Below are 22,070 nucleotides of genomic sequence, written 5' to 3'. Positions count from 1 at the left end.
TACGTCTGAACGTAAAATTCTAAGATGACGCTAATCATATCGCTTACACGCCTAAAGGGCAATTTGATTATGTCAATCCTGCGAGTCAAATCAATCAGCTAGTCATGATCCATGCTGTCGCCTTACAAGGCCAGTTTGGCCTTGTTTTTGGCAAATAATGCCGGCCCAATACCTTTGACCAGCTGGATCTCTTCAATGCTTTTGAATTTTCCGTTTTTTTGCCGATGTTCAATAATCGCTTCAGCCTTTTTTTGACCAATACCATTTAGCTGCTGTAATTGCTCCACTGTTGCATTATTCAAACTGATTTTATTAGCAGCGGAAGATGCCGATAATGCAGGCTTCGCCAGATAGTGATTGCTTTCTGATGAAGCCGTAGCGGCAGCTTTTTTCTTCAGGCGGGCGTCGTGTTGCTGTTGTTGGGTCTTCCATTCCATATAATCGGTCGCAGTCGCATGCGCTGTTCCGATAGAAATAAAGCCCAGCCAGCAACTCAGAAGAAGATTAATCCATGTTGGACCGATTCGATAAGGTGTTTTTTTCATGTGCTGCTCTTTGTTTTAATTCTAATTTAGCCTGTTCCCAGAGCTGATCAAGTTCAGCCAGTGACAGTTTTTCCAGGTCTAATTGCTGTAATTGTGCCTGATCTTCCATTAAGGCAAAGCGGGTCCGGAATTTATGGATCGTCCCCAATAATGCCATCTCGCTGGAGATGCCAAGTTTACGTCCAACATTGACCAGAGAAAATAAGCAGTCACCAAATTCTTCCTGTATTTCATCGGAATTTTGTCCGGCTACCGCTGCTTTTAATTCAGCCAGTTCTTCTTCCAGCTTGGCATAAGCACCCGCCATGTCCGGAAAATCAAAACCGATTTTGGCGACATTTTTTTGAATTTCATCGGCCTGCACCAAAGCCGGTGCATGTTTAATATCATCCAGACGTGAACGCGGCTTGCCCTGCTTTTCTTGCTGTTTGATTTCTTTCCATAGCTCAGACACATCTTCCGGACTCATTTTTGCAAATTGTTCAGCCTGAAATACATGCGGATGACGGCGAACCAGTTTATCGGTAATGGCCTGAACCACATCCTGAAAATCGAAAGCCCCCTGCTCGCTATACATTTGCGACTGGAACACTACCTGTAACAGCAAATCACCCAGCTCATCGCGGACATCGTCGACTTTTCCAGAGCGGACTGCCGCTTCGACTTCGTAAGCTTCCTCAATGGCATATTTGGTCAGAGATTCGGGGGTCTGCTGCTGATCCCATGGACATTTTTCACGTAATTCGCGCATGACCTTGAGTAGTTGTTCCATGTTTAAAAACCTCTTTTTTTTACCAAATTGTCGCGTCAATCTGCCAGTTTCTTGTTATGCTCAAAAAAAAGACAATAAGGAGATCAGGCACATGCACAGTATATTGATTAGCGGTGCAGCACAAGGAATTGGTGCCGCGACAGCCGCCCTATTTTACCAGCACAGCTACAAGGTGGGTATTTATGATGTTCAGGTGGAGCAGGCAGAACAACTGGCCCAGCAACTGGGCGAACATGCCAAAGCCGGTTTTCTGGATGTGGCTGGTTATACGTCCTGGGAAACAGCTTTAGCCGAATTTTCAGCTTGGGCAGGTGAAATCAATATTCTGGTCAATAATGCCGGGATTTTATATTCAGGCCCTTTTGAAGAAACTGATATTATGGCGCATCATCGGACTCTGGATATTAATGTTAAAGGAGTCATGAACGGCTGTCATGCCGCTTTCCCTTATTTAAAAGAATCTTCATTTGCCCGCATCATCAATCTATCTTCAGCTTCGGCGATTTATGGCCAAGCCGATTTAAGCAGTTATTCCACCAGCAAGTTTGCAGTGCGTGGCCTGACTGAAAGTCTGGATATTGAGTGGCAACCCTATGGGATTCGAGTCTTGGATGTTATGCCGCTTTTCGTCAGTACCGCCATGGTCAAAGATATGCAGGCAGAAAGCATCAAAAAGATGGGCGTGCATTTAAAAGCAGAAGATGTTGCACAAGATATTCTTAAACTGGCAGAACTCAAAGATTCCATCTGGCAAGCCACCCATCATCCTGTCGGATTCAAAAGCCAGTTTTTATTTCATTTATCGCGGATGAGTCCACAATTTGTGAATCGGCTGAGTAATCTGATCATTTCTAGAAAATAAAAAATATTTGGGTTGATTCTGTTTTAGACAGTGTGATGAATCTGAATCACCGGAAATTTCAACCCGTTGCAAGAGTGCTCACTTTGCCAGGCCACGGTGAGCACGCAGCCAGCAAGCGTATAATTTTGATAGGCATAGACGCCAATCTTTGGATGTTCGCAGCGCCCGCCATTTTGCTCAGGATGGATATTAGTATTGAATTCGTTGAGGTTGATCCGGATTCCCAAGCCTGATGCCTTTAACACGGCCTCTTTGGTCGTCCAGACTTTAAACCAGTATTCAGGGTCATAAGCCAGCGCTTGCCAATTTTTGAGTTCTTCAGGATGGAAGGCGTGCTGTGCCAAAGCTTCAAAACGGACTTTACGGCTCAGTTCTTCAATATCGATTCCCAAGTTTTGGACATTCCTGCTCGTGGCCAGGGCGTAGAAATTTTGACTATGACTATGATTAAAACTGAAATCCGGATAGTCATTTAAATAAGGCTTGCCATATTCAGTGGCGGTGAAATCCAGAGATTGGATCGGATGATTGAATTGATCTGACAGCAACTGGTTACGATGCGCATAAATTGCCAGTTTTCGATTCTTGATTTGCTCTACCCGTGATTGAGGCAGTTCAATTGAAAAGAACTGATCTATTTTTTGTAGATAAATTTGAATATTTCGCGACAATGCAAAGCTCATAGAAACAGATGGACTTTTTCATTTTACGTCGCCAGATAAAAAAAGAAAGCCTGTTCGAAAACAGGCTAGACTCATATTGCTTAGATTGAATCAGAAATATCAACTGGTTTTGCTGCTGCAGATTCTGGCGCCTTAAAGTTCAAGCCCGCTTTTTTCATCAATTGCGGATACTCCACCAATGCCATTGTTGCGTTTTTTGCAATTCCAGTCACATCACCTAATAGGCCTTTGGCATCCATAAAAGACATACCGCTATCGCTGACACTACGCGGATTACTGAGCATTTGCATAGACACCTGCTTACTATTAAGCACGAGTTCGCGTGCAGACAAGCCCGCAATCGCAAAGTTAGTAAGTGAGTTAACCAGAAGCTGTTTCTGGCTTACACTTAATGCATTAATACGTTCCAGTGTCGCCGCCTCATCCTTTTTTGATGCATCCAGAACATCATTGGTCAATTTGGTAATCTCTTTCTGGATTGCCTCTTTTTCCTTTACGTCAGAGGTAGTTTTCAAGCTGTTTAATTTGGTTTTCAGCTCTTCACTGTCTTTACGTTCAGCAAACAGGGTTGCCAGTGTCGTTCGGCTTTGAATAAACATGGCATTGGTGGCTTGTGCCTGCTTAAGAAAACCTGCCAAATCCAGATTCTGTGAAGACGTACCTGTTGTCGTTGCAACTGCTTTTGATGCCAGACTGCTGAGTGTTCCAAGACCGGCATGACTTTGCGATGCCAATACAACACTTCCCAAGATCAAGATGCTTGCGATTTTTTTCATAGTATTTCCCCTTATAATTCCTTACTGAACTGCATCGGCTTTTTGCACGATCTGATTTAAAATTTTTGGTAATGCCTTGAACATCTGAATGTTGTACATTTCATGACGATGGGTGATATCAATGCCTTTTAAACTAACTTCTTGCTGTAAACCGACAGCCCCAACACGTTCCTGTTTTGCATTAAAACGCCGCGCGCCACCTGCCAACACCAGAGTGGCATCGCAGCTGGATTTGTCTGCATTGCATTTAATAGAGTCTTCTTGAACCTGAATCTTGAAGGCTGGCTGTAAGCACTCGTCTTTGGGCACATACAGTTTCAAATCAAGCTGTTTTTTAAAGCCGGCATTTTCAGTCATTTTTATAATTGATGTTTCTAAACTGGTCTGCCCTTTAAAACCTGAACCTGTAGCATAAAATGGACGTTTGGACTGACTGGTAAATGCGTGATAAATCAGCGGACCAAATCCATAAAATGGAATCTCTCCGACTTGATCGGTATGCAAGCTTGAACAAAGCACACGGGCAAGTTTTGACTCACCCACAGCAGCATGGCTATCCACCAAGATGCTATCACCCGAACGTACCGGCAGACGGTCATTTCCACTCACAGGAAAATCAAGCTGCGCTTTGACTTTAGTCCCTTGACGCTCAATGACTGTAGCTTCCCAAGTCGGGATTAACACTTGACGCTGAGCAACTTTTTCACGGTTATACACATGAATTTTCATGCCTGTGGTCAAACGCTCGCCTACATCCTAAATCGTGATGGTCTCGCTACCACCACTCGCTACCTGCAAGTCTGAACGGGTAATCCCTTTTTGGAATTGCTGACCCAATTTCACCAAAGCATTTTTGAGTGCCACTTCTTTACGCGTATCCAGTGAAAAACCCATTCCTTGTGAAATGGTTTCACTGATTTCATCAGTCGCATGCGCCGAATAAATCACGCGCCCAGAACGATCAATCATTTCAGCAAAGACTTCACTATGTACCACTTGTTGCTCAGTCATTTTGCCGACTTGCTGCTGATAACCAATTACAGGAATCACATTAATACGAATAAAAAATTCAGGAAGTTCACGCTGATGCTGGGTTTCCTGATTAGTTAAACCTGTCTGCTCACTGATACTCTGTGCGAGCACGCTATAACGTTTGTTGACTGGTGTAAGGGTAAAAGATGCATTTTCTCCGATCGCATCAGAAAAAATCTGCTCAATCAGGTCTTTTGACTCGCCTTGATAAGTCAATACATCCACCACCAAAGCTTTAGGCTTGTTCAGTGCCTGACGGGTATTGGCTGAAATCTTGCTAAACTGGCTCGAATTACCACTCATCAATACAGGCAATGCCACAGCATAATCGCTATCAGCATGGACAACCCAGATTAAATCTCCTGAAGCCGAGCTCAGCTCATCATCTTTGGCAATCCCCTGATTAAAGCCTTTATCCAAAACCATATAAGACTTCCAGCGGTCAATCACCTTAGTCTGCACTTCAGAAACCTTAAATTTTTTCTGCAGATCCTGGGTCAATTGCTGGGTCAAGGACAGCAAGCTACTTTGAAATTTCTGCTGGACCGCCTGACGGGTTGTAGCCGCCTCGACATCAGTCGACAGCACCTGTATAGGTTGAGATAAAGTAGCGCTATCGGTATAAATCACTTCTCCGGATAGGACATTGGTCAACTTTAAACTTAAAGTGACTGGCAGAAAAATCTCGGCTGTAGACTCCTTTTGCACCACATATTCGCTGGCCCGCAAAACTTCCAGAGAAGCCACATAGCTTCGATGTTTATTCTGTTGGGAAATTGAAGTAACCACCTGATCTTGCAAGGCCTGTTTCAGCTGCTGCTCGAAAGCCTGTACAACTTGAGTACGAATCGTCTCGCTATAGATACAGCCTTGCTAAAGTCACAGGAAATGGATGATGCGTTTGCTTCTATCTATATGTTCCACCGATTGACGACAAGGCAGTTCCAGCCCGTAAATTCCCTTCGCCGGAAAAACCTGAATATTGGCCTGCGCACTAGCCGTTCCCATCAGCGCCATGGCAAGCATGACTTTTTTCAAGCTTATTTGCATTGAGTACCACCAATACATAAAGTAATGGTATTCCCTGCTTGCAGGCGTTCGGCATTCGACAGAACAGGATTTACCCGGCGCAATGCTTTGGCAAGTTCAGCACTTAAGGGCTTTTCACTCTTATAAGTCATGGTCATCTCGACCAATTTGCCATCCTGGGTACGGATATCGATATTTTCCGCACCATCCATTTCATCTAAGGCTACGTACAGGTCATCCCCTAACCGGCTAGATACGCTACCTGATACACTTTTTACAAAGAGGGTTATTTCCTTACCATACATGCTGCGGTTTTTCGAATAGGCGAGGATTTGTGGACCTACTTCAGATAGCGTCATTTCACCCAGTTTACGGGCAACATTGGTACGGCAAGTATCTGTCGTTGCAGCAGTTGATGATTCTGTACGGGTATCGCCGCCCATCAGTGTGCCATCATCGACTGAATAAATTTTATAGCTGAGTGCACCATCACAAACAAACTGACCCGTTGCACCTGAACGACCACGGTCATAAATATAAGAGCTACCGACCATAAACCAGTCCGCTTTTTCCTGACGTGCAGCCACTGCAAGTTTTGCCAGCTCTGCATCACTCAGCAATTGTTGAATGGTCATGCTCTTGCCTTTGAGATAACGGCTACGAAATACATCCGAATTCATTAAGCGCAGATCATATTTAGATGCTGCACGGGCAATTGAGGTTAACGTTTGATTTTCACGCTCAGGTGTGGTCGATGGGGTTTGATATTCCACATATTTCACAAAATTTTGAATGTCATTCTGACGTTCCGACTGGCTATAACGTGCTGACTCACTGGCGTTATAGCTTGCTGAAGCAGAAGATTTACCTGAGTTATTATGACTTGATGAACGTGCAGCAACACCGGCTCCTGCACCATAGTAATTACCATAGGCATAGCCTGAAGCCGAAGCTGATTTGCCTTTTGATGAATATGATGAGCTTTCACTGGCTTTTGCACTTTCTTTCGCATCATAGCTGGCCTTTTCATCATAGGCATAGCTCTTATCTGAAAAGTACGACGTAAATTCTTTCACCGGTTTTGAGTTATCTCGCGGTACACCAAAATACTCATCCATTACGATCATGATCGGGCTGGTTCGGCTATTCTTTTTGGATAAACCCAAGTCATTCAAGATCTGGCGAAACTCCTGGTCATCCATTTCAATTGAAATAGAAGTAACCAGTTCATTGTTATTGTTGGTTTGACTACCTCGATTAAATACGTAGCCATTGTCAACTTGTTTCACAATATCTGCCAGATGAGGCTCGGCATCCTGCATGGCTTGAGGGCCATTTATTTTTTTGATTAAAGCAATGACTGCATCAGTTTTTGCATTATTCAATGCCTGATTCCGTGTTCCTACTGGATCTTTTTTCATAATGGGGCTACTGCCCTCACCATTCACTTTGATCATTTCAGCGCACGCAAGGCTGGGCAAGCCCATCATACAGATTAAGGCCAATGCAGTTCTTTTCATGTTCCCCTCACATCACCGCAAATTTAGGCAGTAATTTCTTATGATCTTTCTCAGTCAGTTTTCATTTTTGCGACTGAATTAACAATTTCACACAAATATGATACATATCACATAAATATTAAATTGATACTTATACTAAATAACTATAATTAAAAGAATATTTTATTTTTATTAAATTCAAAATTAAGCCTGATTAAAAAAATATTTTTTATAGGTAATAAAAAAGCCCGCTTTACGCAGGCTTTTTATCCGAAAAATTTAAACTATAGAATTAGCGTTTAAATTTCTTCTCGGCTTTCTTGAACTTCTGTACATAACGACGTTTACGCGCAGCTGCACGCTCATCCACTTGAGACTTACGGCCTTCAAACGGGTTTTCCGAAGTTTTAAACTCGATTTTAATCGGTGTACCTTCAAGCTTGTACACTTTACGGAACACGTTTTCCAGGTAACGGCGATAATCCGCAGGAGTTTTATCCACCTTGTTTCCGTGAATCACGATCGTTGGCGGATTTTGTCCACCCATGTGTGCATAACGCATTTTAATACGACGACCCTGAACCATCGGCGGTTGGTGGGCATCTGTCGCATCATTTAAAATCTGGGTGATTTTTGCTGGTGACACTTTCAAACGAGATGAATCATAAGCACGGTGAATCGATGGATAAAGATCGCCCACACCCGTTCCATGCAATGCAGAAATCAAATGTACTTTGGCCCATGGAATAAAATCGAAGCGACGCTCTACATCGAGCTTACATTGCTTACGATCATATTCAGTCATGTTATCCCATTTGTTGACTGCAATGACCATGGCACGACCCGCTTCAAGCGCATAGCCAATCAAATGCAAGTCCTGCTCAACAATACCATCACGCGCATCAACCACAACAACAATTACGTTAGCATCTTTCATTGCCTGTAAAGTTTTAACAATCGAGAATTTCTCAATCATTTCATCAACTTTACCTTTACGGCGCACCCCGGCAGTATCAATCAGGGTATATTGACGGCCATCACGCTCGAATGGAATATAAATCGAGTCACGTGTTGTACCCGGCTGGTCAAATGCCACCACACGCTCTTCACCGAGCAAGCGGTTCACCAGCGTTGATTTACCTACATTTGGACGACCAATAATCGCTAAACGCAGACCCGTGTTTTTGTCATGCTCTTCCGGATTTTCATCTTCCGGTACATCGGCAAGTACATCTTCCAGCATTTGCTGGACACCACGACCATGGCTGGCTGCGACTTGTAACGGCTCGCCCATACCCAGTTTGTAGAATTCAACCAAGGCAGCTTCAGCATGTACACCATCGACTTTGTTGGCCACCAGAAAGACTTTTTTGCCTAAAGTACGCAATTCACGGGCAATCTGCTCATCAGATGCCAGCAATCCGGCACGCGCATCAACCACAAAAATGATGAGGTCGGCTTCATGAATAGCAGTCTTGGACTGCTCTGCCATGTACGAGTCAATCCCACCTTCATTTTCGCCAATACCGCCAGTATCGACCACAATGAAAGATTTATTTTGATAAGTTGCATCGCCATATTTACGGTCGCGTGTCAGACCGGCAAAGTCTGCCACCAATGCGTCACGGCTCTTGGTAATCTGGTTGAACAGCGTTGATTTTCCGACGTTCGGACGACCAATGAGCGCAATTACGGGTTTCATAGAGTAACCTTTATTTAATATCAGGCGTCAAAGTGGCCTGAACATCAGAAAGCATAGGAAGATATAAGGGGTAAATACCCTAAATAAAAACACGGGGCATTGATTTTTCAATCACCCCGCGTTCACAAAATACGGTTGTGGCTAGTTTAGCATAAGGCTCGTTAAAATTAACGGTTCTGCCAAATGCTTAATGCGCCCTTGCGTGTAGAAACATAAAGCTGGTTGTCGATGACGCGTAAGCTACGTACTTCCCCAGAGGTTTTCGAACGACCAGTAATCTGTCCGGTACGCGGATCAATCAGGTGCAAGACACCATCCAGATCGCCGACTACAAGATCAGTACCCAGCATCACCGGATTACTTAACTTGCGATTCAGCAACTGGTCATTTTCCCAAAGCGGTTGACCCGAAGTAATCTCAAAGGCTTTGATTTTACCATCGGTTTGCGCCACAAATACACCATTGCCCACAACTTCTGGACGCTGGATACTGCTGGCATCTTCACTCCAGACCACCTGTTGTGAAGCTAAATCCAGCACAGTCACCTGACCTTGATAACTGGTGGTCACCACAAACTGGCCTGCAACGACCGGTTCCCCGTCAATATCCACCAGACGCTGGATATCAGAACGTCCATCTGACACTGCAACACGACGCTGTAATTTTGGCACACCACTTAAGGCATCCAGTGCATAGATATAAGCATTGGAAGAGGCAATCAGTATATTACGGGCATCTAATGCAACCGGTGCAGCCATGCCACGCAGGCTGAATTGTACATTAGGCAAGTTATAAGTCCAAACTTGCGCACCCGTCGCGATTTCATGCGCATATACGGTGCCATCATTGCTGACACTAATGACACGCCCTGCATGAATTAATGAAGGTGCCAGTAAAGCGCCCGTCAATTGCGCAGTCCATTTCTGCTCACCGGTTTGCTGATCCAGCGCAAACAGCTGACCTTTCTGGTTGCCAACGACAACAAGACCTTCAGCAGCTTCAACACCAGAACTTAAATTCTCTTTGCTGACTTTTTTCTGCCACAAACGCTGTTTGCCTTTAAATGCAGACACTTCGCCTTTCGGATCAATCGCAAAGACCACGCCATTGTCTGCATCCAGACGTAAACGCAACGGATCAGCAGCATCTGTCGAAGCCACACTGGTGGAAAATACAGGGACCAGGGTTTTGGCTTGAGTCAGTTTTGGAAGTGGATTCGGTTTTACCTCTGGAACTTTATTGGTTTTACCCGCACAGCCAGCCAATGCAAGCGTTAAAACAGTCAAGGCACAGGTAATTTTGTATTTTCTATTCATTCAGCTTCTTCCGCTTGTGTTTCTATAATTGGGCGTTCGATTTCCGGATCATCGACCAATACGCCTACGCTTTCGAGCTTAATTTGTAAAATCTGACGTTCTTCTTTACGTTCAATCAAAGCATCCCATGCACTTTGATATACTTTTTTAGCATTTTCAATATCATTTTTGGCAACATAGATATCGCCACGTGCTTCATCGGCAGTTGCTTTAAATGCAGGCTCAGTGACTGCTTCTAAAGTTTTCAATGCAGCATCATATTTTTTCTGTGCCAGTTGTGCATAGGCCAGACGAAGTTTGACGACCTGAACCAGGCCTTTATCATCTACTTTCGAGTTTTCAACTTTCTGTAGCGCTTTCTCGGCCGCAGCATAATCTTCTTTGTCATAAGCCAGTTTCGCCATCACCAGCTGGGTCTGAATCGCCTGTGCTGAATCAGGTGCTTCCTTGACAATCTTGTCCGCAGCTTCAGACAACTTGGCAAAACCATCACCTTTCGATGCCTGTGCATCATCCATCAACTGCTGAACCTTGGCAGTGTGCATTTGCGACTCTGCCAAGTTTTTCTTCTGCCAATATTCCCATCCAAAAAAGGCAATCAGCGCAATTAAAATCCCAGTAATCATCGAAGAACCATATTTCTTCGTAAAGGATTTTAAGCTTTCAAACTGTTCATCACCACTCATTGCGCTCATGAGATTACCCTTTTCCTAATGTTTTATCGATTATTTTGAAGAAATTTTAGTACTAAAAAATGCAACGAAGTCCGTAAATGGTACATTCGATTGCTCTGCGGTTGCCAGCTCTTTCACAGTAAACGCCTGAGCTTCCAGTTCACGCTCGCCCAAAATCGCCGCATACAAAGCACCGGCTTGATCGGCCTTTTTCATTTGCGATTTCATTGAACCTTGTGAGCCTACTTTCAGACGAACCTGACTGTCTGCTGCTTCAAGCTGATCACGAATCTGCTCCGCAATGACCAAAGCTTTACCTTGAGAAGCTGGTTCAACCACCAGGAATACTTCACAATCACGTGCCCGGGTATTGTCTTCAACCTGTTCCAGCAGAAGCAATAAACGCTCGATCCCCATAGCAAAACCGACCGCAGGGACAGACTGATCTGCCTTTCCTTTAAGTTGACCCACTAGACCGTCATAACGGCCACCGGCACAAACTGTACCTTGTGAACCCAAATGGGTTGTGGTCCATTCAAAAACAGTTTTGTTGTAATAGTCCAGACCGCGTACCAGCTTTTGATTGATCACGAAGCTCACGCCTGCATCAGTCAAATACTGCTGTAACTGGGCAAAGTGCGCCAGAGTTTCTTCACCCATAAAATCATGCAGTTTCGGTGCATTTTCTAAGATACTTTGTGTTTTGGCATCTTTAGAATCCAAAATACGCAATGGATTCGTGGTCAGACGGCGCTGAGAATCTTCATCCAGATCAGCTTTATGCGACTCTAAAAACTCAACCAGCGCCGCACGATAGGCTGCACGCTCATCCGACTCACCGAGTGTATTTAACTCAAGCTGAACCTTGTCTGCCACACCCATACGTTTCCACAGACGCGCCGTCATCAGAATCAGTTCTGCGTCCATATCCGGTGTTGCCACACCAAAGGTTTCCACACCAAACTGGTGGAACTGACGGTAACGGCCTTTTTGCGGTTTTTCATAACGGAACATTGGGCCGATATACCAGACGCGAGGCGTCGCACCACGCAGCAGATTATGCTCCAGCATGGCACGTACACAGCCAGCCGTCCCTTCAGGACGTAACGTCAACGACTCAGGCGGATTACCCTTGTCGAGGAAGGTATACATTTCTTTTTCAACGATATCGGTTGCATCACCGATCGAACGTTTAAACAGGTTAGTCTGTTCTACGATAGGCAAACGAATTTGTTGATAGCCATAGGCATCCATCAAACCGGATAGATGCTGTTCAAGACGTCTCCAAGCTGGGGTTTGCGTTGGGAGAATGTCATTAAAACCTTTGATTGCGACGATTGAACTCATGATCTACTCAGGAAAACTTGTACGAATAATTTCTTTAGATTTAGCTTCTTCAAGCTCGGAAACACGTTGACGAACCATGGTTTCGATTTCATCAACCAATTGATTCGTGTCAATTAAATGGCTCTTTTCACCATTACGGTACACCAGTGAACGTGGACTTGCACCCACTACACCAATATCCGCTTCTTTGGCTTCGCCCGGCCCATTGACCTTACAGCCAATGACAGAAACATCCATTGGGGTACGAATATCTTCTAAACGCTCTTCAAGTTGCTGCATCACTGAAATCACATTAAATTCCTGACGTGAACAGCTTGGGCAGGCAATGAAGTTAATCCCGTTGGAGCGCAAACCCAGCGATTTCAGAATATCAAAACCAATTTTAATTTCTTCTTCAGGCTCGGCAGCTAAGGAAATACGCATAGTATCCCCAATGCCTTCCATCAGCAGGCCGCCCAAAGCGATCGCAGATTTAACCGAACCGGTACGGTAAATACCCGCTTCTGTGACACCCAGATGGAGCGGATTATCAATTTGCTGTGACAGCAAACGATACGCATCCATAGTCAGAAACACATTCGATGCTTTGACTGAAATTTTAAATTCCTGGAAATCCAGACGGTCTAGAATATCGATATGACGCATTGCAGATTCAAGCAGTGCTTGACCAGTCGGCTCGCCATATTTCTTTTGAATATCTTTTTCCAGGGAGCCGGCATTGACACCGATCCGCATGGAAATGTCGTTATGACGTGCCGCGGCCACCACTTCACGGATTTTCGCTTCCGAACCGATATTGCCCGGGTTAATCCGCAGGCAGTCTGCACCCAAATCGGCAACTGCCAAAGCAATTTTATAATCGAAGTGAATATCCGCCACCAAAGGTACATTGACCTGCTTGCGAATTTCACCGAATGCTGCTGCCGCTTCCATCGTTGGCACTGAAACCCGCATGATGTCCGCGCCCGCATCCACACAGCGCTGAATCTGTGCAACCGTAGCTGCCACATCACAGGTTTCAGTATTGGTCATGGACTGGATACTGATTGGTGCATCACCACCCACATAAACTGAACCCACACGAATTTTACGTGTTGGACGACGTTTAATTGGATTTACGATCATCGTTCTGCTCTACTCTTGATCTATTAAGGTGATAAACGGAATTCTGCTTTTCCGTTCACAGTGTAGGGTGACAATGAAATATTTTCATTATTTAAACTGAGTGATACAGCCGATGCATCATCCAGACGAATCTGGAATGGCGCTTCACCATTCAGCTGCAAGCTCGATGCCTGACGGCCAGTTGCCAGAACATTACCCGCCGAGTCGACAATATGCACCGAAGTCGGACGGTTAAAATCAAGTTTCAGCTGATCACCGGAAAGTGCGGCACCTGTATCCAGATTCAGAATCTCGACATTAGAAGCGCCTACTCCAGAGACTTCAGTGCTATTTTGTGAATTACTACTCGACCAGTTCTGAATCATGGCAAACAGTGCACCCAAAATCAGCAGCAATACCAGCGTAATAAAAATGCGCTTTAACCACTTACGATTGCGGTCACGTTTGGAACCTGGCAATTTCCCCATAATTTTGATAGGAGAATTATTCAGGGCATGATTCGGCAGCAGCCCGGTATCATTGGTATAAATTTCATCAAAACGTTGAATAATACTAGACGCATCTACACCCAGAAATTTGGCATAAGTCCGGTAATAACCTTTAATAAAGGTCGCTTCAGGCAAAGACTTGTATTCATCCTGCTCAAGAGCAGTCAGGGTTTTGACTGGGATGTTCAGCTCTTTCGCTACATCTTCCAGATTGCGTTGCTGATTGATACGAATCTGGCGCAAGTACTCGCCCGGACGTTGAATATTTCCTAACGCATTTGGAGCTACGCTCGAATGATTCGATGGTGAATTAGGATTTACTTCCATACGGCCTCAGTACTGTACTGTAATTGCAAATAACGTTGGTATTCCTGGCTTTCAGGAAAAAGTGCACGTAACTGGTTGACCAATACCTGCATCCCCAACTGATCACCCCCGGCACGCGCAGTGCGAATGCCAACCCAGAGCGCACGGGCACCCTGATTTTTCTGTCCCACACCACGCACAAACTGTTGATACATTTGTGTCGCCGCCGGGAACTGCTGGTTCAAATAAAATATTTCTGCCAACTCTAACATTGAAATATAAGAATCGCGATTGGCTTGTAGCGCCTGTTTGAATGATTTTTCAGCATTCGCTGTATCACCCAGTTTCAGGTAAATCCGTCCCATATTTTCCAATGCACGGAAACGTTGATCATAACCTAAAGTGGCACCAGCAATTTGAAACTGCTCGATTGCATCATTATAGCGTTCAAGCTGATATAAATAAGTGCCGTAATTATTTCGCGCCTGCGCATTTTTCGGATCTGTCGAAATCGCACGCTTGAAATAATGATCTGCTTTTTCGAGATTAAGCTTACTACCTTCCTGTTGCAGTAGCACGCCCATCATCATATTTGCTTGAGAATCACGCGGACTGCTTTCAAGTGCCTGATCCAGTGCACGTTTAGCTGCATCCAGGTCACCTGTTCTCAGATATTCTACCGCCAATTGGGTACGGACTTTGGTGGCCTTTTCAGGGTCTTTCTGACCCAGATCTGGCGTCTGACACGCGACTAAAACCAAAGACACACATACTGTTGAAATCAAAGCAAACTTTGATGTTAGATTTCTCAACTGGCGACCTCTTATTATCCTTGTGAGCGCATAATCTCATTCGATTGCGCAATTTTCTTTTTCCACTGTTCCGCACGACGGGTACGGTCAGCAACTTGTCCTACTAACTGTCCGCACGCGGCATCAATGTCATCACCGCGTGTCTGACGAATCGTACACACAAAACCGGCATCAGACAAAGTTTTTTGGAAAGAAATAATCCGGTTGCGGCTTGAGCGGCCATATGGCGCATGCGGGAACGGATTAAAAGGAATCAAATTAATCTTGCTTGGTAAATTCTTTAACAGCTTAATCATTTGCTGCGCATGTTCAGGATGGTCATTCACGCCATCTAACATCACATATTCAATCGTCACATGTTTACGTGAACTTTCGTTACCATCTTTAGCAATATAGCGCTGACATGCAGCAATCAGCTGCTCAAGCGGATATTTTTTATTGATCGGCACCAGCTCGTTACGCAGTTCATCATTTGGCGCATGCAATGAAATAGCCAGCGCCACGTCAATATCTTTGACCATCTGATCGATTTTCGGTACCACACCAGAAGTCGATAAAGTCACACGACGTTTTGACATGCCGTATGCAAAGTCATCCAGCATAATACGCATTGAATTCAATACTGCATCGTAGTTGAGCAATGGTTCGCCCATGCCCATCATCACCACGTTCGTGACTGAACGTTCACGCTCAAGTACAGGCACATCTTCCATATAGGAATAGTTCGCCATCCAGAGCTGACCGATAATTTCGGCTTGAGTCAAATCACGCTGGAAACCCTGTTTACCGGTTGAGCAGAATGAACAGTCCAGTGCACAGCCCACTTGTGAAGAAATACACAAAGTGCGACGTAAACCACTGCGATGTTCTGCCGGAATCAGTACCGTTTCGACGAGGGAACCTTCACCGTCGCCAACACGGAATACCCATTTACGGGTACCATCTTTAGAATAGTTTTTATGCACCACTTCAGGCGCTTTAATTTCACAAATCTTTTCCAGTTTTTCACGCAGTTTGCCGGAAATATTGGTCATTTCAGCAAAATCAGTCACAAAGAACTGGTGAATCCATTTCATCACCTGCCCGGCACGAAACTTCTTCTCACCCATGTCCTCAAAGAATTTTTCCATTTGCGGACGTGACATGCCAAGTAAATTCACTTTCTCGACAGTATTTGCCTGTGCTGGAGCGGATGGAGTGTGTTGCTGTGGCTCAGAAACTGCTGATACAGCGACTGCTTCAGTACTCATGTGTATTACCTAAACCATGTCTAAAGATGAAAGGAGAAGCTCAATATGTGAGCAAAGAATTATTCAGAGAATAAAAAAACCAGATAAGTATAATAACACTTATCTGGCTTGAATACTGCGAATTAACGAGTACGTGGAGCAATCTCAGTTTGAGCGAAGAAGTAGTTAACTTCACGATCAGCAGATGCTACAGAGTCAGAACCGTGAGCAGCGTTTTCATCAATGCTTACAGCGAAATCTGCACGGATAGTACCAGGAGCAGCTTCTTTAGGATTCGTCGCGCCAAGGATGTCACGGTGAGCAAGAACAGCATTTTCGCCTTCAAGAACTGAAACAACCACTGGACCAGAAGTCATGAATGCAACTAGGTCAGCAAAGAAACCACGTTCTTTGTGCTCAGCATAGAAGCCTTCAGCTTCAGCTTGAGTCAAATGTTTCATTTTAGTTGCAACAATTTGAAGACCAGCTTTCTCGAAACGAGCAAAGATGTCGCCGATGTGGTTTTTAGCAACTGCGTCTGGTTTAACGATAGATAAAGTACGTTCGATAGCCATGATAGGCTCCTTAAGTCAATTGTTGACATGAAAATTTGGCGCATTATACCGAGATAATACGCATTTTTCTGCTTTTCATCTGTAAAAAAATGCTTTTTTAAGATGAGGGCTTAGCGTGCCTCATCAATCCATGCCATTTGAATCGCTTCAAGCAGACCTTCAGTCGACTTGGTTGGATCATCTTCAAATTCAGGCAAAGCACATACCCAGGCATGTAAATCAGTAAAACGAATCCACTGCGGGTCCACATCTGGATGCGCTTCATAGAGTTCAATCGCGATATCGAGCGTGTCAGTCCAACGTAAACCCATCTCTATTTCTCACCATAATTGCTTTGATGCTGTACTTTAACAAATCTGTGAAAATCTGCGAGCCTTTGCTCCGGCTTTCACTTATTTTTACAGCACAATATTCAGATAAGGTGCGGTCAGGACAATGGCAATTGCCATCATGCCACCCAGAATTGCGCCAACTGCCACATCACTTGGATAATGTAATCCCAACACCATTCGGGACACTGCGACCAGAATCGTAAAAGGCAACATCAGCATGAGTAATAAAGGTGCGACATAACCTAAAACGGTGGTTGCCATGACGGCATGCAAGGTATGTCCCGAAGGAAAACTGAAATGATCCAGTGGATGCTCACCCAAACGGATCACCTGATGCACCTGATAAGGACGTGGCCGTACGGTTTTGATTTTAAGCACCTTGTAAATAATGGTACCAATAGTGCTTCCCAAAATCAGATAAACAATCTGCACGGTATAGATCAAGCCTTGCATGATCCAAACCAATATCAGCATGAAATACCAAAATGCACCATTTCCTAAGCGGCTAATCATTTTAAAAAAAGTGGCAATACGGACTGAATGCGAAAAATGATTCAGATAAACACAGCCTTTCAAATCGATTTCTAAAAATTTAATCTTTACATTCTGGAGTTTCACACTGGTGCTCCTTTCTTGTTTTATATCCTGTATTCCTGTTGCTGTACCAGTGAATACAGTGCCTGTTCAAATTGCCGGACTGGATATTGCCAGCCTACTTTTTCGGCTTTTTTACGTGCTTGCGCGCCCATCTGCTGTAATCTTTGCAGATCAGGCAGTCCGAGCATCTGCTGAATCAAACCCCGCTGATGTCCAAGTCTGCTCAACCATCCCGTTTCACCATGCTGCACATGCAAGTTTGCACAAGCATAATCATAAGCAATCACTGGCAAGCCACTGGCCATCGCTTCCAATACCACATTTCCAAAGGTTTCAACCTGACTGGCAAAACAGAATACATCTGCACTGGCATACGCCGCTGACAGTTTTTCTCCTGTCAAGCTACCGGTAAAAACAATACTGCCATCCTGATTCAGTTGTTGCAGTCGAGTGCGATCCGGCCCATCTCCAACCACTACCAAACGTATATCTTGCTGACGAACTTGGCGCAGCACAAAATAGGTTTTGATCAGCACGTCAATTTCCTTTTCAGGAGAAAGCCGTCCGACATACAACATCACCCGGGTCTCGTTTGAAACTCCCCAAGCATAGCGCAAATCTGGTGATCGCCACTTTGGTGAAAATGTATCTGGATCGACGCCTCTGCCCACAACTGCCAAGGGACAAGTTACACCAAACTGATTCAAGGCTTGAGCCGTGCTTCGACTCGGGACACAGGTCAAATCAGTATTATTATGAAACCACTTTAAATAGCCTTGAATTGGCTTCAGTAAAAAAGCCAAATCAAAAAACCGACTAAATTCCTGAAATGATGAATGGAAACCGCTAGAGACTGGAATTTTATGGAATTTTGCAAGCTGCTGAGCTACCAAACCCAAAGGGCCTTCGGTCACAATGTGAATAATATCGGGGGTAAAAGTTTCAACAGCTTGATGGATTTTTAAAAATTGCGGTCTACCAAACTGCAAATTGCTATATTTAGGAATGCAATGCGCTTTAACCAGACATTCACTATGCGGTTTAAAATCGTTACAGGCTTGTCGTTGTTCTGGACGTATTAATAAAATCTTATGCCCCTGTTTTTGTAATCCTTTACAAAGTTGCAATAAAGCATGGGCAACACCATTGATTTCAGGAGGCCAGGTTTCAGTCACAATGGCTATTTTGAGACGAGGACGAGTCAACTCTTCCAAAGGCAGGGTCATTTTTGTTTTTTGCTGTCGCAACTGTTTTAAGTCAAAGCTAATATTTTGAAGTGCAGACATTTTTTTCGATAACGCTGAGGTGCAGGGCTGTTGCATATCACACCTATGTGATTATATTTTAAGCTAAAGTCTAATGCTTATTTATTGCATTTTAATGATATTACCCCCCTTCTCTCATTTTATTCGGAAGTTGATGTACTTATAGAGATATCTAATTAACTTGACTAACAATTAAGAGTAAATTAACTCACCTATTCATAACCATAGCTCATGCCTAAAAAATCCACTCAGAAAGCTTCAAAATCTGGTTAAAGGACTTAAATAGACCAAAATCCAATTCTCTTTTAAGAGCCAACTAAAAGAATTCAGTAGATAAGATCCACATATAAACTGTCTTTATAAACTCCAGCTGGGGTCAAAGCAGAAGGTTGTTCAGCTAGTTGTACCAATACAATAAATTTACTTAGGCTAGTTGCCGGTTGGGATATCGGCATATTCCAACGGGATGAGGTCGCCCCAGAAATATACATTTGTGTTCTTATTTTATGATTGTGCTCATTAACCAAATAACTACTGCCATTAGTGCTGGTTAAGTTTCTAGAATTAAATTGAATAGCATAACTGCTATCACACCTTACGATAAAAGAAGTCGCAGCTTGGCTCAGATAAGAGGAGTTCAATTTGAGTTCTGATACTGTCGATCGATCAATCTGACAACGTTGGGCATGACTTAGACTGGTCAATAATAGAGAGAACACAAGTACAGTAAATTTAAGTTTCATTATTTTTCATCCTTTATTTACAGATAAGCGTAGATAGTCCGCTTTCTTCTTTTTGATTTTCTGTAACCGTCAATTGTGCAAAGCAAGTTTTAGATTCGGTGCTGATGATTTTAATATTGTAAGTATTTGGAATAAGCCCATATAGAGTGACCGTACCGTCCGATGAGATAGGATAAACCTCCCCACCATCATTATCGATATATAACTCTGAACCGGCTGTGAATTTATGATTATTACTATCTACAGGCAAAATCGTGACCTGTTTTGTATTATATATAGGGAAATTAATAATATACCCCCGCTGATCTAAAGCAGTAAGCCTCTTGGTTGCATAAGGAATCTTAGCTTCGACTGGTAATTGATTCTGATCAAAACCAATATCATAATTTACATAAGGAATAATATCATGAACAAAGGTATAGCCTTTCTTATTCGTTTTATCTACTACAGATAAAGACCTTAAAACATCGACATCCTGATAATCTCCCACACTAACAACAGAAAATGCATTATCAACCAACTTGGTAAAATTGAATTTATTATTAAGAAAAACAACCGCACCACGATAGTTTAATTGTGATTCAGACTCATTGTCTCCCTCTATATGATAAAAACCTAAATCCCCAACATCTGTTTTCAATCGCCCATTGAAATTATATAGTGTTTCATCTTCGAGTCTATTTACACCTGTTTCATAGTCAAATCCAACCTGATTAGGATTACTTTTTACAAATTGCAATTTAGTTCTTTCATCTGTTGAATGACTAAAATAAACTGCTTTATCATCATCAAAACTATAGCTAAGTGATAAGACAACTCCAGAATCCCGATCATCACCAAATGAGCTAAAATAACTCAAACCTAGGCTTCCCTTCCTACCTAGCCGACGATTAAACCCTAAATTTAAAGTTTTACGATCATTTTGAAAAAATGAAGGAATCTCATCTTCCACGCGCATTTCTTGCTGATGAAAACTCTGGGCAGCATAATTCAAATAAATATTATGCAAGAGAGGAATATTGCTCATTCCCCCATAAATTAAATATTCATACTTAGGATAACTATAAAAATTATCCAGGTCATCACCTAAATATTTAAAATCTCTTTCTGTATATTTCGCACTTGCACCAAGTGAAACTCTTCCGAAATCCTTTGCAGCAGATAATCCATATGAATAATTAAAATTATTAAGTTCATCGTGTGAAGCTTGAACTACACTATCCAAAACCAAATAATGACTAATAGCTTGAGTCCATAGAAAGCCTAAATTTTGCAAGTCTTCGCTATAAGAAAAATTAGAACCAAGTGTTGTCCAATTAGATACCCCATAACGATAATAAAGGTTAGAGAAAAAATTACGATAGTCATTACTTTCTATATTATAGTTATAACGCAACTTTCCTAATGAAACATTATATTCACTAAGATCAGATCTTAATAGCCGATTCGTCACCAGAATAGGAAAACTTTGTACACTCCTATTCCCTAATACATCTTCAACAATAATTTGTGCATTTCCTGCCTGTTGAATTTGTGCACCAGTTTGAAGATTGAAATCACCAGGACTGACTCTTTGGCTATATATACTTACCCCATTAATATACAAATCAACTGTAGAAGGAACACGCGCACTTCCCTGTAAGATTGGAGTATTCCAATAAATAAAATTTGGTCGCTCAGTAAAATTAGTTCCCCAGTTTAAACCGGCAAAACGTAAAGAATTAATTAATGGATTATATACTGTAGTTGTATCTCCTAAAGTAAGCTGAGTCATACTTTTAGGAAATTCAAAGTCAATACTAGTGCTGAGTCGAGTAAAATACTCATTCAAAGGATGATTATAATATGCTATTGAGTTCTTAAAAATCCAATAGTCTTTAAAGACACCCAGATCTGTCAGGCCGTTATATAAAGAATTCGTTTCTCTGTCTATTTTTGAATTTAAATAGGTAAAATCATAATTTACGAAACCTCCAAAACTGGCTCTCTCTGGCATAGTCTGCAACTGGGAGATCTGTGTACTTGATTTAAACAGTTGGGTAGGTATGGTGAGATTAATTGTTTGCTTAGAGGCATCGAAATTAGATTGAATATTCCGGTCCGAAATAAGACAAAACTCATCCCGAGAAGCCATTTTTGATAATTTAGATATATCAATATCTCGTTCCGACAATATATTGCACTCTATGTAAAAATTATCATCACTTTTTATTAAAATAATATCTATATTATGATCAAGCTCGTTTATCCAAAGATTAGCAAAAAATTCATCATCAGGATTCTGGTTAGCATTAGCATTACATAAGAATAAAATATTAACTAGAATAATTATTTTTCTATTTAACTGCATAATATAATCCT

22 protein-coding genes are annotated in these 22,070 nt (G+C 42.9%); 1 reads left to right on the top strand and 21 read right to left on the bottom strand.

Annotation, left to right across the window (positions count from 1 at the left end; genetic code table 11):
- Positions 1-122 precede the first annotated feature (122 nt).
- Complete coding sequence (locus Q9R24_RS07425) at positions 123-545, bottom strand: ComEA family DNA-binding protein (RefSeq protein WP_004647476.1); 423 nt, start codon at positions 543-545, stop codon at positions 123-125.
- Positions 505-1,317, bottom strand: a complete 813-nt coding sequence (mazG, locus tag Q9R24_RS07420) for a nucleoside triphosphate pyrophosphohydrolase (protein ID WP_311204279.1) — start codon at positions 1,315-1,317, stop codon at positions 505-507. The genes Q9R24_RS07425 and mazG overlap by 41 nt, the downstream gene beginning before the upstream one ends.
- Before the next feature lie 91 nt (positions 1,318-1,408).
- Here mazG and Q9R24_RS07415 point away from each other — a divergent pair, with 91 nt between their 5' ends.
- A complete protein-coding gene (locus Q9R24_RS07415; protein ID WP_311204278.1) occupies positions 1,409-2,179 on the top strand; it encodes an SDR family oxidoreductase in 771 nt (256 codons plus the stop codon).
- A gap of 23 nt (positions 2,180-2,202) precedes the next feature.
- Here Q9R24_RS07415 and Q9R24_RS07410 read toward each other — a convergent pair whose 3' ends face one another.
- The 19 genes from Q9R24_RS07410 to Q9R24_RS07320 all read right to left on the bottom strand — a co-directional run bounded on the left by Q9R24_RS07410 (position 2,203) and on the right by Q9R24_RS07320 (position 22,059).
- On the bottom strand, positions 2,203-2,862 hold the full coding sequence (locus tag Q9R24_RS07410) for a 4'-phosphopantetheinyl transferase superfamily protein (protein ID WP_311204277.1): 660 nt from the start codon (positions 2,860-2,862) through the stop codon (positions 2,203-2,205).
- An 80-nt stretch (positions 2,863-2,942) separates the two neighbouring features.
- On the bottom strand, positions 2,943-3,638 hold the full coding sequence (locus Q9R24_RS07405) for a hypothetical protein (protein ID WP_004647472.1): 696 nt from the start codon (positions 3,636-3,638) through the stop codon (positions 2,943-2,945).
- A 21-nt stretch (positions 3,639-3,659) separates the two neighbouring features.
- Entirely contained in the window at positions 3,660-4,367 is a 708-nt protein-coding gene (locus Q9R24_RS07400) for a hypothetical protein (protein ID WP_311204276.1), read from the bottom strand.
- A gap of 27 nt (positions 4,368-4,394) precedes the next feature.
- Positions 4,395-5,471 (bottom strand): hypothetical protein, encoded by a 1,077-nt coding sequence (locus tag Q9R24_RS07395; RefSeq protein ID WP_311204275.1) that lies wholly within the window; start codon positions 5,469-5,471, stop codon positions 4,395-4,397.
- A 78-nt stretch (positions 5,472-5,549) separates the two neighbouring features.
- Complete coding sequence (locus Q9R24_RS07390) at positions 5,550-5,720, bottom strand: hypothetical protein (RefSeq protein WP_311204274.1); 171 nt, start codon at positions 5,718-5,720, stop codon at positions 5,550-5,552.
- The gene (locus tag Q9R24_RS07385; RefSeq protein WP_311204273.1) at positions 5,711-7,219 is read right to left on the bottom strand and encodes a hypothetical protein; all 1,509 of its coding nucleotides are present in this window, start codon (positions 7,217-7,219) and stop codon (positions 5,711-5,713) included. Before Q9R24_RS07385 ends, Q9R24_RS07390 begins: the two co-directional genes overlap by 10 nt.
- Positions 7,220-7,490: 271 nt before the next feature.
- Positions 7,491-8,900 carry a ribosome biogenesis GTPase Der gene (gene der, locus Q9R24_RS07380; RefSeq protein WP_311204272.1) on the bottom strand — a complete coding sequence of 470 codons (1,410 nt, stop codon included), beginning with the start codon at positions 8,898-8,900 and terminating at the stop codon, positions 7,491-7,493.
- A 167-nt stretch (positions 8,901-9,067) separates the two neighbouring features.
- Complete coding sequence (bamB, locus tag Q9R24_RS07375; RefSeq protein WP_164542787.1) at positions 9,068-10,216, bottom strand: outer membrane protein assembly factor BamB; 1,149 nt, start codon at positions 10,214-10,216, stop codon at positions 9,068-9,070.
- Positions 10,213-10,911 (bottom strand): tetratricopeptide repeat protein, encoded by a 699-nt coding sequence (locus Q9R24_RS07370; protein ID WP_004278352.1) that lies wholly within the window; start codon positions 10,909-10,911, stop codon positions 10,213-10,215. The genes bamB and Q9R24_RS07370 overlap by 4 nt, the downstream gene beginning before the upstream one ends.
- A 30-nt stretch (positions 10,912-10,941) precedes the next feature.
- Entirely contained in the window at positions 10,942-12,237 is a 1,296-nt protein-coding gene (hisS, locus tag Q9R24_RS07365; RefSeq protein WP_219308434.1) for a histidine--tRNA ligase, read from the bottom strand.
- Positions 12,238-12,240: 3 nt separating this feature from the next.
- On the bottom strand, positions 12,241-13,362 hold the full coding sequence (gene ispG, locus Q9R24_RS07360) for a flavodoxin-dependent (E)-4-hydroxy-3-methylbut-2-enyl-diphosphate synthase (RefSeq protein WP_180038809.1): 1,122 nt from the start codon (positions 13,360-13,362) through the stop codon (positions 12,241-12,243).
- Positions 13,363-13,385: 23 nt separating this feature from the next.
- The gene (locus Q9R24_RS07355) at positions 13,386-14,177 is read right to left on the bottom strand and encodes a DUF4115 domain-containing protein (protein WP_004278356.1); all 792 of its coding nucleotides are present in this window, start codon (positions 14,175-14,177) and stop codon (positions 13,386-13,388) included.
- A complete protein-coding gene (pilW, locus tag Q9R24_RS07350) occupies positions 14,168-14,968 on the bottom strand; it encodes a type IV pilus biogenesis/stability protein PilW (protein WP_311204271.1) in 801 nt (266 codons plus the stop codon). The genes Q9R24_RS07355 and pilW overlap by 10 nt, the downstream gene beginning before the upstream one ends.
- A gap of 14 nt (positions 14,969-14,982) precedes the next feature.
- Positions 14,983-16,218, bottom strand: a complete 1,236-nt coding sequence (gene rlmN, locus Q9R24_RS07345; RefSeq protein ID WP_004278358.1) for a 23S rRNA (adenine(2503)-C(2))-methyltransferase RlmN — start codon at positions 16,216-16,218, stop codon at positions 14,983-14,985.
- A 122-nt stretch (positions 16,219-16,340) separates the two neighbouring features.
- Positions 16,341-16,772: a nucleoside-diphosphate kinase gene (gene ndk / locus Q9R24_RS07340; protein WP_004647460.1), complete on the bottom strand. Its 432-nt coding sequence runs from the start codon at positions 16,770-16,772 to the stop codon at positions 16,341-16,343.
- A 110-nt stretch (positions 16,773-16,882) separates the two neighbouring features.
- On the bottom strand, positions 16,883-17,083 hold the full coding sequence (gene iscX, locus Q9R24_RS07335; RefSeq protein WP_004278360.1) for a Fe-S cluster assembly protein IscX: 201 nt from the start codon (positions 17,081-17,083) through the stop codon (positions 16,883-16,885).
- Positions 17,084-17,170: 87 nt separating this feature from the next.
- A complete protein-coding gene (locus tag Q9R24_RS07330) occupies positions 17,171-17,722 on the bottom strand; it encodes a phosphatase PAP2 family protein (RefSeq protein ID WP_005107877.1) in 552 nt (183 codons plus the stop codon).
- A 20-nt stretch (positions 17,723-17,742) separates the two neighbouring features.
- Positions 17,743-19,023 carry a glycosyltransferase family 1 protein gene (locus tag Q9R24_RS07325; protein ID WP_311204270.1) on the bottom strand — a complete coding sequence of 427 codons (1,281 nt, stop codon included), beginning with the start codon at positions 19,021-19,023 and terminating at the stop codon, positions 17,743-17,745.
- A gap of 699 nt (positions 19,024-19,722) precedes the next feature.
- Positions 19,723-22,059: a fimbria/pilus outer membrane usher protein gene (locus Q9R24_RS07320; protein ID WP_180038816.1), complete on the bottom strand. Its 2,337-nt coding sequence runs from the start codon at positions 22,057-22,059 to the stop codon at positions 19,723-19,725.
- Between the last annotated feature and the right edge of the window lie 11 nt (positions 22,060-22,070).

The sequence above is a fragment of the Acinetobacter sp. RRD8 genome (assembly GCF_031844225.1).
Taxonomy (GTDB): Bacteria; Pseudomonadota; Gammaproteobacteria; order Pseudomonadales; family Moraxellaceae; genus Acinetobacter.
Note: the sequence above shows the minus strand (reverse complement) of the source record. Positions and strands in the feature narration are given on the sequence as shown.